12 protein-coding genes and 2 pseudogenes are annotated in these 14,395 nt (G+C 70.4%); 3 read left to right on the top strand and 11 right to left on the bottom strand.

Annotated elements, in window-relative coordinates; genetic code table 11:
- Together scpA and mutA are read right to left on the bottom strand one after the other, a co-directional pair.
- Entirely contained in the window at nt 1–2,211 is a 2,211-nt protein-coding gene (scpA, locus tag ABXJ52_RS04925; RefSeq protein ID WP_367039500.1) for a methylmalonyl-CoA mutase, read from the bottom strand.
- Nucleotides 2,211–4,061: a methylmalonyl-CoA mutase small subunit gene (gene mutA / locus ABXJ52_RS04920; RefSeq protein ID WP_367039498.1), complete on the bottom strand. Its 1,851-nt coding sequence runs from the start codon at nt 4,059–4,061 to the stop codon at nt 2,211–2,213. Before mutA ends, scpA begins: the two co-directional genes overlap by 1 nt.
- A 282-nt stretch (nt 4,062–4,343) precedes the next feature.
- Here mutA and ABXJ52_RS04915 point away from each other — a divergent pair, with 282 nt between their 5' ends.
- Entirely contained in the window at nt 4,344–4,940 is a 597-nt protein-coding gene (locus ABXJ52_RS04915) for a DedA family protein (RefSeq protein WP_367048808.1), read from the top strand.
- A gap of 13 nt (nt 4,941–4,953) precedes the next feature.
- Here the strand turns inward: ABXJ52_RS04915 and purB are convergent, their stop codons facing one another.
- Together purB and ABXJ52_RS04905 are read right to left on the bottom strand one after the other, a co-directional pair.
- A complete protein-coding gene (purB, locus tag ABXJ52_RS04910; protein WP_367039497.1) occupies nt 4,954–6,396 on the bottom strand; it encodes an adenylosuccinate lyase in 1,443 nt (480 codons plus the stop codon).
- Between the two features lie 186 nt (nt 6,397–6,582).
- A pseudogene (locus ABXJ52_RS04905) lies at nt 6,583–6,798 on the bottom strand (DUF4259 domain-containing protein); the annotation flags it as partial.
- Between the two features lie 155 nt (nt 6,799–6,953).
- On the opposite strand from ABXJ52_RS04905, the gene ABXJ52_RS04900 reads away from it, so the two are divergent.
- Nucleotides 6,954–7,304, top strand: coding sequence for a hypothetical protein (locus tag ABXJ52_RS04900; protein WP_363206557.1), 351 nt, complete (start codon nt 6,954–6,956; stop codon nt 7,302–7,304).
- A gap of 266 nt (nt 7,305–7,570) precedes the next feature.
- On the opposite strand, the gene ABXJ52_RS04895 is transcribed toward ABXJ52_RS04900, so the two are convergent.
- Together ABXJ52_RS04895 and ABXJ52_RS04890 are read right to left on the bottom strand one after the other, a co-directional pair.
- Nucleotides 7,571–8,350 (bottom strand): SGNH/GDSL hydrolase family protein, encoded by a 780-nt coding sequence (locus ABXJ52_RS04895; RefSeq protein ID WP_367039494.1) that lies wholly within the window; start codon nt 8,348–8,350, stop codon nt 7,571–7,573.
- A gap of 137 nt (nt 8,351–8,487) precedes the next feature.
- Nucleotides 8,488–8,628, bottom strand: a pseudogene (locus ABXJ52_RS04890) (DNA-binding protein); the annotation flags it as partial.
- Between the two features lie 358 nt (nt 8,629–8,986).
- On the opposite strand from ABXJ52_RS04890, the gene ABXJ52_RS04885 reads away from it, so the two are divergent.
- The gene (locus ABXJ52_RS04885) at nt 8,987–9,604 is read left to right on the top strand and encodes a hypothetical protein (RefSeq protein ID WP_367039492.1); all 618 of its coding nucleotides are present in this window, start codon (nt 8,987–8,989) and stop codon (nt 9,602–9,604) included.
- Nucleotides 9,605–9,728: 124 nt separating this feature from the next.
- Here ABXJ52_RS04885 and ABXJ52_RS04880 read toward each other — a convergent pair whose 3' ends face one another.
- The 5 genes from ABXJ52_RS04880 to malX form a co-directional block, all read right to left on the bottom strand.
- Nucleotides 9,729–10,418 (bottom strand): HAD family phosphatase, encoded by a 690-nt coding sequence (locus ABXJ52_RS04880; RefSeq protein WP_367039491.1) that lies wholly within the window; start codon nt 10,416–10,418, stop codon nt 9,729–9,731.
- Between the two features lie 79 nt (nt 10,419–10,497).
- The gene (locus ABXJ52_RS04875) at nt 10,498–10,980 is read right to left on the bottom strand and encodes an Lrp/AsnC family transcriptional regulator (RefSeq protein WP_361840899.1); all 483 of its coding nucleotides are present in this window, start codon (nt 10,978–10,980) and stop codon (nt 10,498–10,500) included.
- 81 nt (nt 10,981–11,061) lie between these two features.
- Nucleotides 11,062–11,292 carry a hypothetical protein gene (locus tag ABXJ52_RS04870; RefSeq protein WP_367039488.1) on the bottom strand — a complete coding sequence of 77 codons (231 nt, stop codon included), beginning with the start codon at nt 11,290–11,292 and terminating at the stop codon, nt 11,062–11,064.
- A gap of 246 nt (nt 11,293–11,538) precedes the next feature.
- On the bottom strand, nt 11,539–12,735 hold the full coding sequence (locus tag ABXJ52_RS04865) for a MalY/PatB family protein (RefSeq protein ID WP_367039487.1): 1,197 nt from the start codon (nt 12,733–12,735) through the stop codon (nt 11,539–11,541).
- A 3-nt stretch (nt 12,736–12,738) separates the two neighbouring features.
- Nucleotides 12,739–14,349, bottom strand: coding sequence for a maltose/glucose-specific PTS transporter subunit IIBC (gene malX, locus ABXJ52_RS04860; protein WP_367039485.1), 1,611 nt, complete (start codon nt 14,347–14,349; stop codon nt 12,739–12,741).
- Nucleotides 14,350–14,395 lie beyond the last annotated feature (46 nt).

Here is a 14,395-nt window from a genome sequence, read left to right as displayed (position 1 = left end):
TCACAGCTCGTGGCCGAGGTCGGCCGCCAACCGCTTCACCAGGTCGTACGCGGCGTCCGGGATCACGGTGCCGGGCGGGAAGACGGCTGCGGCGCCCATCTCCAGGAGCGTCGGCACGTCCTGCGGCGGGATCACACCACCCACGACGATCATGATGTCCTCGCGCCCCTCGGCGGCCAGCTCCGCACGCAGCGCCGGTACGAGGGTGAGGTGCCCGGCCGCGAGTGACGAGACGCCGACGATGTGCACGTCCGCTTCCACCGCCTGACGTGCGACCTCGGCCGGGGTCTGGAAGAGCGGGCCGACGTCCACGTCGAAGCCGAGGTCGGCGAAGGCCGTGGCGATGACCTTCTGACCGCGGTCGTGGCCGTCCTGGCCCATCTTGGCGACCAGGATGCGCGGCCGGCGCCCCTCGGCCTCCTCGAACGACGAGACGAGCGTGCGGGTGCGCTCCACGGACGGGGATGAGCCTGCTTCGGTGCGGTACACACCGGAGATCGTACGGATCTGCCCCGCGTGCCGCCCGTACGAGGTCTCCAGGGCGTCGGAGATCTCGCCGACCGTGGCCTTCGCGCGGGCCGCGTCGACCGCGAGCGCGAGGAGGTTGCCCTCCAGGCCCGGACCGGGGTCGCGCTCTGCCGCCGCCGTCAGCGCCCGCAGCGCCGCCTGGCAGGCCGCCTCGTCGCGCTCCGCGCGCAGCCGCTCCAGCTTCGCGATCTGCTGGGCGCGTACGGAGGAGTTGTCGACCTTGAGGACGTCGATCTGCTCGTCGGTCTCCACGCGGTACTTGTTGACGCCGATGACGGGCTGGCGCCCCGAGTCGATCCGCGCCTGGGTGCGGGCAGCGGCCTCCTCGACGCGCAGCTTCGGGATGCCCGCGTCGATGGCCTGCGCCATGCCGCCCGCCGCCTCGACCTCCTCGATGTGCTGCCAGGCGCGCCGCGCCAGGTCGTGCGTCAGCTTCTCGACGTACGCGCTGCCGCCCCACGGGTCGATCGTCCGCGTCGTGCCCGACTCCTGCTGGATGAGCAGCTGGGTGTTGCGGGCGATGCGCGCGGAGAAGTCGGTGGGCAGGGCGAGCGCCTCGTCCAGGGCGTTCGTGTGCAGGGACTGGGTGTGGCCCTGCGTCGCCGCCATCGCCTCGACGCACGTACGCGTGACGTTGTTGAACACGTCCTGCGCGGTGAGCGACCAGCCCGAGGTCTGCGAATGGGTGCGCAGCGAGAGCGACTTGGCGTTCTTCGGGTCGAACTGCTTGACCAGCTTCGCCCACAGGAGGCGCGCCGCGCGGAGTTTGGCGACCTCCATGAAGAAGTTCATGCCGATCGCCCAGAAGAAGGAGAGCCGCGGCGCGAACGCGTCGACGTCCAGGCCCGCCTCCTGCCCGGCCCGCAGATACTCCACGCCGTCCGCGAGTGTGTACGCGAGCTCCAAGTCGGCTGTCGCGCCCGCCTCTTGGATGTGGTAGCCGGAGATCGAGATGGAGTTGTAGCGTGGCATCTTCTGCGAGGTGTACGCGAAGATGTCGGAGATGATCCGCATCGAGGGCTTGGGCGGATAGATGTAGGTGTTGCGGACCATGAACTCTTTGAGGATGTCGTTCTGGATGGTCCCGGCCAGCTTCTCGGGCGGTACGCCCTGTTCCTCGGCGGCCACGATGTAGAGCGCGAGTACGGGGAGCACCGCGCCGTTCATCGTCATCGACACGGTCATCTTGTCCAGCGGGATGCCGTCGAAGAGCTGACGCATGTCGTAGATCGAGTCGATCGCCACGCCCGCCATGCCGACGTCGCCCGTCACCCGCGGGTGGTCACTGTCATAACCGCGGTGCGTGGGAAGGTCGAAGGCGACCGAGAGGCCCTTCTGTCCTGCCGCGAGGTTGCGGCGGTAGAAGGCGTTGGACTCCTCGGCCGTGGAGAATCCCGCGTACTGCCGGATCGTCCAGGGCTGGTTCACGTACATCGTCGGGTAGGGGCCGCGCAGGTAGGGCGCGACGCCCGGGTACGTCTCCAGGAAGTCGAGGCCCTCTAGGTCGGCGCCCGTGTAGAGCGGCTTGACCGCGATGCCCTCGGGGGTCTCCCACAGGAGGTCGTCGTCGGCCTTGCCGGTGGACTCCTTGACGGCGCTGCGCCACTGGTCCCTGGAGACGGCGGAGGGCTCGGAGGCGGCATCGGACGTCAGGCCGACGCCGGAGAAGTCGGGGATCGCCATTACGCCACTCCCATGTGGTCGAGGGTGGAGGAGAGCACGGACACGGCGTCGCAGCCCGCGAAGACGTACGCGTCGACGCCGGGGCGCTCGGCGGGCCGCCCCGCGAGGAACACCCGCCCCGCGCCTGCCGACTTGAGGGCGGCGGCGACCTCGTCGGCCTGCTCCTCGTAGAGCGCGTCGCTGGAGCAGATGCACGCCACCGTGGCTCCGCTGGCCTTGAACGCGTCGGCGACCGTCGTCGCGTCCACCGTCGCCGGGTCGTGTACGGCCTCGATGCCGCCCGCCTGGAAGAGGTTCGACGCAAAGGAGGCCCGCGCGGTGTGCGCGGCTGCGGGGCCGAGCGCGGCGACGAACACCCGGGGGCGGGCCCCCGTCGAGGCGAGGTGCGCGTCCGAGCGGGAACGCAGGATCTCGTACGCCTCGTCGCGGCGCACGCGCGGCAGGCCGCCGGACGCCTCGGCGGGCGGGGCCTCGCGTTCGACCGGACGCTCCGTCAGGTTCGGGAACTCGCTGACGCCGGTGATCGGTTCACGCCGCTTGGCCAGCTTCTCGCTGCGCTCGGCCCAGGTGGCGGCGAGGCGTTCGCCGATAAGGCCGGAGCGCAGTGCCGCGGCCTGGCCGCCCGCGCGCTCGATCTCCTGGAAGAACTCCCAGCCCGCGTGGGCCAGTTCGTCGGTGAGCCGCTCCACGTACCAGGAGCCGCCCGCGGGGTCGATCACGCGGGCGAGATGCGACTCCTCCAGGAGGATCGTCGAGGTGTTGCGGGCGATGCGGCGCGCGAACGCGTCCGGCAGGCCGAGCGAGTGGTCGAACGGCAGGACCGTCACCGAATCCGCGCCGCCGACGCCCGCGCCCAGGCAGGCCACCGTCGTGCGCAGCATGTTCACCCACGGGTCGCGGCGCGACATCATCACCGGCGACGTCACGGCGTGCTGACGCTGCGCCCCCGCGTCCGGTGCTCCACAGACCTCGGCCACGCGCGCCCAGAGCCGCCGGGCCGCCCGCAGCTTCGCGATGGTCAGGAACTGGTCGGCGGTGGCCGCGTACCGGAACTCCAGCTGGGCGCAGGCCGCATCGACCGTGAGCCCCGCCTCGGTCAGCTCGCGCAGGTAGGCGACCGCCGTGGCGAGGGACGCGCCGAGCTCCTGCCCGGCCGAGCCACCCGCCTCGTGGTACGGCAGGGCGTCGACGGTCAGCGCGCGGAGGTTCGGATACTCCTGGCCGCACAGCCGGGCCAGTTCGATCGCGGCGGCCGGGTCGAGCCGCTCGCCGGTGCGGGCCTCATGGCCGAGGGGGTCCGCGCCGAGCGTGCCGCGCGCGGAGTCCTTCGGGATGCCCCGCTCCTCGTACAGCCGGAACAACTCGCGTGCCGCGGGCTCGAATTCGGCGCCCGCGTCCATGGCCACCGGCGCCAGGTCGAGGAAGACGCCCTCCAAGGCGCGCTCGATGCCGGAGACCGGGAGAGCGCCGGGGCCGACCCCGAGCCACAGCGAGGTGACGCCGTTCTCCAGGTCCGCGAGCACGGTCTCGTTCGAGGCCGCGGGGTCCGTGGCCGCGTGCCGCTGCCGTACGTCCCAGCCGGCCGCGGCACTGCCCGCGGCGGTGCCGCCCCTGACAAAGGGGGCGAAACCCGGGTAACCGGCGTCAGGCGCGGCTTCTCGGGCGGTGTACAGGGGGCGGGTGCTGAGCCCGTCCTCGAGTGCGGTGGACAGCGCTTCCTCGGCGGCCGGCCCCGATACGTCCTTACCCGATTTGCGCAGCACGCCTTCCACCAGGCGCTGCCACTGCTCATGGGTCGCATCAGGGAACTCGGCGGCCAGGGAAAGCCCGTCGTCAGGCAGGACCGTCATGGGCATGATGCTAGGGCGGAACCCCTGGCACTCGGTGCCGTACACGGCTGTGACCTTGGCCTCTTCCGAACTCTCTTGCTCTCAAACGAGCGGACGGCTACGGCGGGGCGGGTCCGGGTGTGCGTACGCATGATCGGTGGCACACGACGTTTGTGGCCCCCCTCATATCGCCGTGCGCCCAATGTGCCTAGCGTCGAAGGCATGATCCTCACTGCCGCGCACCATGCGTCCGCCGCCGGGAACGACGCGCCCACCGGCGGCATCGCGGGCTGGGCCACCGACATGATGGACTCGCTCGGCGCCCCCGGCGCCGGATTGGCCATCGCCCTGGAGAACCTCTTCCCGCCACTGCCCAGCGAGGTGATCCTGCCCCTCGCCGGCTTCGCCGCGAGCCAGGGCAAGTTCGGGGTCGTCGAGGCCCTGATCTGGACCACGGCGGGCTCCGTGATCGGCGCCCTCGCGCTCTACGCGATCGGTGCGCTGCTCGGCAGGGAGCGAACCGTGGCCATTGCGGCCCGTCTCCCGCTCGTGAAGGCGTCCGACATCCAGCGCACGGAGAAGTGGTTCGCACGGCACGGCACGAAGGCGGTCTTCTTCGGCCGGATGATCCCGATCTTCCGCAGCATGATCTCGCTACCCGCGGGCATCGAACGGATGCGCCTGCCCGTCTTCCTTGCCCTGACGACCGCGGGCAGCCTCATCTGGAACGCCGCGTTCATCCTGATCGGCCACGCGCTCGGCGCGCGCTGGCACCAGGTCAGCGACCTGGTCGGCCTGTACTCCAAGGGCGTCATCGCCGTGGCCGTGCTCGCGGTGCTCGCCTTTGTCGCACTGCGGATCCGCAGGGCGCGCAAGGGCGAGCACCGGTCCGCAGGCTGACCGGGCCAGACGCTCAGAGAATGGCGCCCGGGGTGTAGGCGGCGGCCTCCGGGTGCTCCTTGAGCAGCACCTCGATCTGCGCGACGACGGCGGAGACCTGGTCGCTCGCCGCACCCGTGAACGACAGCTTGTCGGCCATGAGGGCGTCCAGCTCGGCGCGGTCCAGCGGGATCCGGGAGTCGGCGGCGAGCTTGTCGAGGAGTTCGTTGCGCTCGGCGCCCTGCTCCCGCATCGCCAGCGCCGAGGCGACGGCGTTCTCCTTGATGGCCTCGTGGGCCTCCTCGCGGCCGACGCCGGCCCGCACCGAGGCCATCAGGACCTTGGTCGTGGCGAGGAAGGGGAGGTAGCGGTCCAGCTCACGCGCGACGACGGCGGGGAAGGCGCCGAACTCGTCGAGCACCGTCAGGAAGGTCTCAAGGAGCCCGTCCAGCGCGAAGAACGCGTCAGGCAGTGCGACACGGCGTACGACCGAGCAGGAGACGTCGCCCTCGTTCCACTGGTCGCCCGCCAGCTCGCCGGTCATCGACGCGTAGCCGCGCAGGATGACGGTGAGGCCGTTCACACGCTCGCAGGAGCGGGTGTTCATCTTGTGCGGCATCGCGGACGAGCCGACCTGGCCCGGCTTGAAGCCCTCGGTGACGAGCTCGTGCCCGGCCATCAGACGGATGGTCTTGGCCAGCGACGAGGGGCCGGAGGCGAGCTGCACCAGGGCGGTGACGACCTCGTAGTCCAGGGAGCGGGGGTAGACCTGGCCGACCGAGGTGAACGCGCGGTCGAAGCCGAGGTGCCCGGCGATCCGCTGCTCGAGGTCGGTGAGCTTCTCGGCGTCGCCGCCGAGCAGGTCGAGCATGTCCTGAGCCGTGCCGACGGGGCCCTTGATGCCGCGCAGGGGGTAGCGGCGCAGCAGGTCGTCCACGCGGCGGTACGCGACGAGCAGCTCGTCGGCGGTCGTCGCGAAGCGCTTGCCCAGGGTCGTCGCCTGCGCGGCCACGTTGTGCGAGCGGCCCGCCATGACCAGCTCGGCGTACTCGCCCGAGAGCTTCCCGAGGCGCGCGAGCACCGCGACGGTGCGGTCGCGCACCAGCTCCAGGGAGAGGCGGACCTGCAACTGCTCCACGTTCTCGGTCAGGTCGCGGGAGGTCATGCCCTTGTGGACCTGCTCGTGCCCGGCGAGCGCGTTGAACTCCTCGATGCGGGCCTTCACGTCATGGCGCGTTACCTTCTCGCGCTCGGCGATCGAGGCGAGGTCGACGTCGTCGACGACCCGCTCGTAGTCGGCGAGGGCGGCGTCCGGCACCTCGATCCCCAGGTCCTTCTGCGCCCGCAGGACGGCGAGCCAGAGCTGACGCTCCAGCTTGACCTTCTGCTCGGGCGACCAGAGGGTGGCGAGCTCGGCGGAGGCGTAACGCCCGGCGAGGACGTTCGGGATACGGGGCTTTGCAGGCGCGACAGTCACGTGTACGGAGTTTACCTGCCGCCCGACCTGCTCTTTGACCGTCCCTACAGTCCGGAAAGCGCAGGTCATTGGAGCATCGTCCAGGACGCGCGGTGCGGCCCGCCGCGACGGCGATCACTCACCGGCTCCACCGGGTCTCGCGCGGGGCCCTGCAGCACACGCCGCAACGCGTCCACGTTAGACCGGGTCGACGGGCTCCCCGCCGGGACACTGCGCGGCGACCAGAGCGGCGGCGGCCACGGCCGTCTCGGCGACATCGGCGTCGAGCTCCTCGCCGCCGGCGGCTTCGTCCAGCGCGACACGGACAAGTCCGAGCCGATCCCCCTCAGGTGCTTCGTCGAAGTCCCCGCAGAAATCCGCCGCGGTGTCGTTGTCGAACGGACCGACATCCCAAGTACCCATGCACCCGCCCCCTCTTGGCCCGGTCCACACATCGTGCCACCGACCACTGACAACGCCCGCCCACCGGCCGGTTTGCCGAAACCGGGCCCCGCACCTGCCTGCGCCCCGGCTGTGCCGCAACTCCCGTTGATCCGCCTACGTCTAGGCTTCATGGCATGGAGCAGCGCGAGATCATCCAAAGAGTTGTGGGCATCCTGACCGAGGCGATCGAGATGCGCCGACAGGTACGTGAGAACCCGGACGGCGAGGTCGAACCCAGCGGCGCGGTCGGCGCGATGCTCGAGGAGATGCTGCCACGCATCGAAATCCCCGCCGACGCCACCGCGATCGAAGTGGCCGAGGTGGTGGGCCGAGAACTGAGCCCGGTCATCGAGCAGATCACGTCGGCCTTCGCCTTCTCCTTCGCACAACTGGCCGAGGCCCACGACGAGGGCCGCACGGACGTGACGTCGGCGGACGTGCTGCAGTCCATCGCGCTGCATTTCGAGGACGAGGTGGAGGAGTAGGGGCGCGCGGCACCCGGGGGGGCGAGGTACGGAGATGGACCAAGCCCTGGCGGCCATACTCGGCACGGCTGTGGGAGCGGCCGCGCCGAGGCTCGTCACCGGCGCCGGACGATCAGCTGCGGTCCTTCGCCCACGCCATGGAAGCCCTCGCCCAGGAGCTGGCCCTATGCGCCGACACGGCCAGGGAAAGCACGTAACCCGAGCCGTGACCGCCTGCGCGCCCGACGCGCTTACGGCCCCCGATGCTCTTACGTCCCCCGACGCGCTTACGTCCGCGGATCCTCGTACGGCAGCAGATCAGGGCGCTTGGCCGGGAGGCCGTCTCCGGACGAGCGGCCTGTGAGGCGGCGGGCGATCCAGGGGGCCAGGTGTTGCCTGGCGAAACGGAGGTCGGCCGCTCGCCGGGCCGGCCAGTTCAGTGGGGTGCCGGCCGGGAGCGGAGTCTGCCAGTCGTCCTCGGGGGCGTAGCCGAGGGACTGCCACACCGCTTCGGCGACCCTGCGGTGGCCCTCGGCCGTCAGATGCAGCCGGTCCACGTCCCACATGCGCTGGTCGCCGAGCGCGGCAGATCCGTACAGGTCCACGACCGTGGCCCCGTGCCGCGCGGCCAACTCGTCGATGTGGACGAAGAGTTCCTCCATGCGCGGGCGGAAACGCTGGAACACGGGACCGCTACGGCCAGGGCTGCGCATCAGGACGAGCTGCTTGCAGGCCGGGGCGAGGCGTTCGACCGCCTCATCCAGGAGCGCGTGCACGCGGACCATGTCGCACTTGGGCCGCAGCGTGTCGTTGAGGCCGCCCACCAGGGTGATCACATCGGGCTGCATGGCTGCCGCGACGTCCACCTGCTCGGCCACGATCTGAGCGATGAGTTTCCCGCGCACCGCGAGGTTCGCGTACCGGAAACCGGGGGTGGCGGCAGCCATCCGCGCGGCGAGCAGATCCGCCCAGCCGCGGTAGCTGCCGTCGGGCAGCAGGTCCGACATGCCCTCGGTGAAGGAGTCGCCGACCGCGACGAGACTGGTGTAGTTGGCATTCATCTGCATGGCGGGAGCGATCGTACAGGGAGCTTCGGCGCTCTGCCCTGCCGGATACGACCACCCCGCCCTTGCCGCGGAGTGGAACGCCCCGCAAGCCGTCGGCTACGAGTGGCCCGTAGGCGCGGGCCTCCGGTTCGGTCGCCGGTCGCCGTACGGCCGGCCAGCCGTACGTAGCGCCGCCTGGCGGCCTGCGGAGTGCCCAGGCCCAGGCCGAAGGCGATCTCCGGCCAGGTCATGCCGCGACCGCGAGCCATCTGCAGGAAACCACCCTCCACCTCGTCCATCCGCCTAGTAGGGGAGCGCGGGCCGCGCCCCCGCCGCCCTGTTCCGCATCGCCGAGCGCCACGCGCGCCACCCAGCCCGCAGGTCTGCCCGCCTGTGTCGCCGGTCGGGTCGCTCTATGAAACGGTAGAAAAAGACCGAAATGCCGCCTGCGGCAAACCAGTGAAAAGGGGAAACGCATGTCATCGAAGCGACGCCGCAAGAAGAAGGCACGCCGTAAGCACGCGGCCAACCACGGCAGCCGCCCTCAGTCCTGACCCGCTGACCGCCGACCGCCGCCGACCGACGCCCGTGCAACCGGTTTCTGTGTGATCTCGTCAACAGCCTTGCCACCTGGGTCAACGGGTGAACAATGGTGCAATGTTGGAGTTGTTGCGAGAAGTCGGCGTAGAACTGCCGGGCGGCGCCGGGCTGTTGAAGTTCGGGATGACACCCGGCGAGGTCCTCGAACTGCTGCCGCCCGACCGGGTCACGCACCACCGGCAGTGCATGGGGCTGACCCTGGACCAGTACGTGGAGCTCCGGCACGCGCACGACGCCTGGCTCGGCGGCCTCCTCTTCGAACCCGAGTGGAGCTTCGACGCCGACCTCGACGGCGTCCTCCTGGCCTTCGGCGGCGGCGGCCCCGGCGTCACGGACCGGCTGGCCCGCGTGGAGATCCAGGCGCGGGCCCGGACGGGCGGGACGGAGCACCCGGGGGCTACCCCGGTGGCCTGGGACGACATAGACCTCTTCGGCTATCCCGCCGCGGAGATCGTGGCCGTACTGCCCGGGGCCGTCGCGTCATCCGGCGGGCCGCCTCCCGCGGAGGTCGCCGTGGACGAACTGGGCCTGCGCCTCTCGCGGGCGAGGCCGACCGCGGAGCACTGGGAGCGGGTCACTCTTTTCGGCCCCGATTCCGGCAGCTGGGGCGCTTGCTGCGCGGGCGGACTCGTCTGCGCGGAACGGGGGGACGGCCTCGTGGGGATCATGTACTGACGGGACCCCTGACCGGGCCCGGCACAGGTCTCGGCAGCGCGCTGACGGCGCATGAGCCGCGTGCCTGGGCGGTCGGTGCCATCGCGACGTGACGGACCGCGACGGCGGCTACGCACGCCGATGTCTACGACCGCGTCAGCGCCGCCAGGTGGTCCCACGCCGCCTGCGCCGTGAACTCGGCCTGCCCGCCCCGGAGCAGCAGTCCCGCCGACGCGAACGCCGGTTCGTCCGCGTGGGCGGTGACGTAGGGGATCGCGATGCAGCGCATGCCCGCCGCGTGGGCGGCCACCGCGCCGGGAGCGGCGTCCTCCAGGACCACGCAGTCGGCCGGGTCCGCGCCGAGCCGCGCGGCGGCGGCCAGGAAGACGTCGGGCGCCGGCTTGCCGTGCGCGACCTCGTCGGCCGAGACGACCGTGGTCAGGTGCGCGTCGAGTCCGGTTCCGGAGAGGATCGCCTCGATGGCGGCGCGGGACGATCCGGAGGCCACGGCCATCGGCACCCCGGCGCCGTGCAGCCGCTCCACGAACTTCCGCATCTCCGGGAAGACGTGCGTGTCGGCGCGGGCCAGCTCCAGATAGCGGCGGTCGAGCTCGGGGAGCAGTTCGGCCACCGGTACGTCGATGCCGTACCGGTCCTTCCAGACGGCGAGGGTCTCCTGGGTGCTGATGCCCACGAACTGCTCGTTCTCGGCCCAGGTGTAGTCGATGCCGTGCTCGGCGAGCAGCCCGCGCTGGGCCGCGAAGTAGTTCGGCTCGCTGTCCACGAGGGTGCCGTCGAGATCGAAGATGACCGAGGTGTGGCCGAAGATGCTCATGCACTCCAGCATGCCAAAGCCGCAGCTCATCGCCGCACGGCGCCGGTGGCGGACGGTTCACTTCTGCTCCGCGAACGGCTCACCTCTGCTCCGCGGACGCCCTGCCGATCGACTCGACGAGCGGCAGCAGGCGGTGCGGGACGCGCTCGCGCAGGGCCATCTCCGTACGGGTGCGGACCACGCCCGGCATCTGGATCAGCTGCTGGACCACGTCTTCCAGGTGGCCGTTGTCCCGGGCGACCACACGGGTCAGGAGATCACCGCCACCGGTGATCGAGAAGGCCTCGATGATCTCCGGCACGGCGGCGAGCGCGTCGCCCACCTCGTCCAGATGCCCCTGCGTGACCTCGATGTGCACGAACGCGAGCACCGGGTGACCGAGCGCCGCGGCAGAGAGGGAAGGCCCGGTCCCGGTGATCACCCCATCCCGCTCCAGCCGGTCGAGCCGCGCCTGCAGAGTGCCACGCGCGACACCGAGCACGCGCGCGTACTCACGAACACTGGTGCGGGGCTGCTCCAGGAGGAGCCGCAGAATGCGGGTGTCGAGCTCGTCGACGGCCATGGTGCGCAGTCTCCCGGGGCAGGGGTGTGTGAAGTCGGCGACTGTACCAATGGAGCCCCATCAGGCGTCCTACGTGGTCGTTCATGGACGGCGGGCCAGTCGTACGACCGCGTAGGAGATGCCGAGGATGATGTCCACCAAGGCCCACAGGAAGATGACGAGCCCGACGCCGATGGCTGTTCCCGCGCTTTCGGCGTCGTTACAGGTCTGCGCGTCGAGGGTGCCGCAGTCGTCGGGGGCGCCGGAGCTGGAGCTCGCCCCGAAGATCACCCAGAGCAGGAACAGCAGCTGCACCGCGAGGAATGCCCACATGAACCACCGCGAGCGCTTTCGTCCGGAGGCAGGGGCGGGCATCGGTGCCTGGGCGGCCGTCCGCGGAGGAGGCGGGGGCGGGGCCGCGGGAGGTGGCTGAGCGGAAGCGTTCCACTGGGGGTCGCTCCACGGAACGTGGGGCTTGTGCTGGTCCTTCATGGCGATGCCGCCTTTGGAGCTGGTCCATACGCCCCTTACTCCATGGTCGCCCCGGCGCGCCGCGTCTGCACGCGGTGAACGACGGGCCTACCGGACGGTGTCGGCCCGCCGTCGTACCCCCCGCACCGCCTCCACCAGCGCCACGACCCCCCGCTCGGCCTTGGCGCGTGGGCAGCCCACGTTCAGGCGCAGATGGTGGGGGGAGCCGTATGCCGTGCCGGGCATGATGGCGACCTTCTGGGTCTCGATCAGTTCGCGTTGCAGCGCGTCGTCGTCCACGTTCAGGGAGCGTACGTCGATCCAGGCGAGGTAACCGGCCTGGGGCGGGGTCCAGTTGAGGGAGGGGAAGGCCGTGTTCAGGTGGTCGGCGACGAGGCGGAGGTTGCCGCGGAGGTAGGCGCCCAGGGCGTCGAGCCAGGGGGCTCCCTCTCGGTACGCGGCGATGTGTCCGACCAGTGACAGCACCGCGGGGGACGAGAGACCGTCGGCCTCCTTGAGCTCGCGGAGATACGCGTCGCGCGTCTCCGGGTCGCCGATGATGCCGTAACTCCCCGTGAGCGCCGGGATGTTGAAGGACTTCGATGCCGAGGTCAACACCGCCCAGCGGCCCTCGTGGCCGCCGTGCAGGGCCCACGGGCGGTGGACGTACGGCGGGTGGGCGAGGTCCGAGTGGATCTCGTCGCTGATCACCGCGACGCCGTACCGCGCGCACAGAGCCGCCATGCGGTCCAGCTCGGCCCGCGTCCATACGCGGCCGGAGGGGTTGTGGGGCGAGCACAGCAGCAGGACGGCCGTGTCCGGCAGGGCCAGCAGCCGTTCCAGTTCGGTCCAGTCGTCGAGCGGGCAGCGCAGCAGCCGGCGTTCGTGCGCGGCGACGGTCTTGGGGAAGGCGTCGTACGCCGGAGTGTGGACGACGACGCCGTCGCCGGGCCGTGACCACAGCCGCAGGAGCTTGCCGACCTGGTAGATCACGGAGGGGCCGTAGACGATCGACTCCGGGTCCACCTCCGTCGCGTGGCGCTCGCCGTACCAGTCGACGATCGCGGAGAGGAAGTCGGCCTGGCGCCAGCGGGAGTAGCCGAGGACGCCGTGGTCGAGCCGGCCGCGAAGGGCCGAGAGGACGGCGGGCGCGGTCTCGAAGTCCATGTCCGAGATGGTGAAGGGCAGCAGATCGGGGACGCCGAAGCGGTCCTCGACGTAGTCCCACTGCGTGCACCACGTGCCGTGCCGGTCGACGGGCACATCGAAGTCGAAGTCGAAGTCGAGGTCGAAGAGCTCGGGCACCGGTCAGCCCACCCGGACCAGCGACGCGATCGCGTCCTTCACCGACTGCACCTGCGGTCCGATGATGACCTGCACGTTGTGCGCGTCGAGCGTGATGACACCGACCGCGCCCAGCTTCTTCAGGCGGGTCTCGTCGACGCGTCCGGCGTCCTCGACCGTCATGCGCAGGCGGGTGATGCAGTTGTCGAGGGTCTGGATGTTCTCGGCGCCGCCGATCGCCTCCAGGATCGCCACGGCGTCGTACTTCCCGGCGATCAGCTCACGCGGGGCCCCGGCGTCGGCCGCAGCCTCATCGCCTTCCCTCTCCTGCCCCTCCTCATCGTCCGAGGGCACGTCCCGCCCCGGCGTCCTGAGGTCGAAGCGGGTGATGGCCCAGCGGAAGAGGAAGTAGTACCCGGCGAACCACACCGCGGCGATGACCGGTATCAGGTACCACTTCGTGGTCGTGCCCTGCAGCACGCCGAAGACGAGCCAGTCGATGACGTTGCCGTCGGTGTTGCCGATGAACACCCCGAGGACGGCCGCGGTCAGGAACCCGAGACCGACGAGCACGGCGTGGATCAGGTACAGCCACGGCGCGATGAACAGGAACAGGAACTCCAGCGGTTCGGTGATGCCGCCGACCACGCACGCGACGACCCCGGAGATCAGCAGCGCCTTGATCTCCGGGCGCATCTTCTTGTTCGCGCAGTGGTACATCGCGAGTGCCGCACCCGGCAGTCCGCCGAGGTAGACCGCCATCTTGCCCTGGGACAGGAAGTGCGTGGCGCTGGTGACCGCGTCACCCGGCGGCTTCGCGCAGTTGAGCTGGGCGTAGAAGAGGTTCAGCGCACCGGAGACATGATCGCCGCAGACCGCGCCCGAGCCGCCGACATCCGTGAAGCGGAACATGGCTACGAGGATGTGGTGCAGCCCGATCGGGCGCAGAAGCACCTCTCCCATGCCGAAGAAGAACGGGCCGAAGACGCCCGCGTGCCCGATCGCGCGCCCCAGATCCGTGATCCAGCCGTTGAACGTCGGCCACACCAGCGGGATCAGCAGACCGAGCAGGCTGAGCACCAGAGTCGAGATGATCGGCACGAACCGCAGACCACCGAAGAAGGCGAGTGCGTCGGGCATCCGCTGGGCACGAAAGCGCTGGTGGAGCACGCTGACAACGATGCCAACAGCGACGGCGCCGAGCAGTCCCGTATCGATGGACTGGATGCCGATCACATCGGCGATGCCGTAATGGGCGATGGCCTTCTCGTCCTCGAGGTCCACGCCCTTGGCGGTGAGGTAGAAGTTCACCGCCAGGTTCATCGCGGCGTAGCCGACGAAGCCGGAGAACGCCGCGACACCCTTGTCCTCGCGGGCGAGGCCCAGCGGGATGGCTATCGCGAACATCACGGGGAGGAACTTGAAGGCGACGAGGCCGGTGCTCGCCATCCACGTGAAGACGAGATGGAAGCCCTCGCCCTGGAGGAAGGTCAGGTTCTCGGTGACGGCCTCGCTGGAGAGCGAGGAGCCGATGCCCAGCATGATGCCGCAGAACGCGAGCAGGGCCACCGGGAGCATGAACGTCTTGCCGAGGCCCTGGAGGAACTCCCAGAGCGCGGACTTGGTCTTCTGCATGTGTGGGGGTCTTTCGGGCCTGAGCGGAGACGTGCGATGACCGGCC

This window comes from Streptomyces sp. Je 1-332, assembly GCF_040730185.1.
GTDB lineage: Bacteria > Actinomycetota > Actinomycetes > Streptomycetales > Streptomycetaceae > Streptomyces.
This window is presented reverse-complemented; position numbering and strand designations above follow the sequence as displayed.

Coding starts and splice junctions, on each gene's coding strand:
- scpA (WP_367039500.1), bottom strand. CDS start 2,211: ATGGCGATCCCCGACTTCTCCGGCGTCGGCCTGACGTCCGATGCCGCC.
- mutA (WP_367039498.1), bottom strand. CDS start 4,061: ATGACGGTCCTGCCTGACGACGGGCTTTCCCTGGCCGCCGAGTTCCCT.
- ABXJ52_RS04915 (WP_367048808.1), top strand. CDS start 4,344: ATGATGGACTCGCTCGGCGCCCCCGGCGCCGGATTGGCCATCGCCCTG.
- ABXJ52_RS04900 (WP_363206557.1), top strand. CDS start 6,954: ATGGAGCAGCGCGAGATCATCCAAAGAGTTGTGGGCATCCTGACCGAG.
- ABXJ52_RS04895 (WP_367039494.1), bottom strand. CDS start 8,350: ATGCAGATGAATGCCAACTACACCAGTCTCGTCGCGGTCGGCGACTCC.
- ABXJ52_RS04885 (WP_367039492.1), top strand. CDS start 8,987: ATGTTGGAGTTGTTGCGAGAAGTCGGCGTAGAACTGCCGGGCGGCGCC.
- ABXJ52_RS04880 (WP_367039491.1), bottom strand. CDS start 10,418: ATGAGCATCTTCGGCCACACCTCGGTCATCTTCGATCTCGACGGCACC.
- ABXJ52_RS04875 (WP_361840899.1), bottom strand. CDS start 10,980: ATGGCCGTCGACGAGCTCGACACCCGCATTCTGCGGCTCCTCCTGGAG.
- ABXJ52_RS04870 (WP_367039488.1), bottom strand. CDS start 11,292: ATGTGGGCATTCCTCGCGGTGCAGCTGCTGTTCCTGCTCTGGGTGATC.
- malX (WP_367039485.1), bottom strand. CDS start 14,349: ATGCAGAAGACCAAGTCCGCGCTCTGGGAGTTCCTCCAGGGCCTCGGC.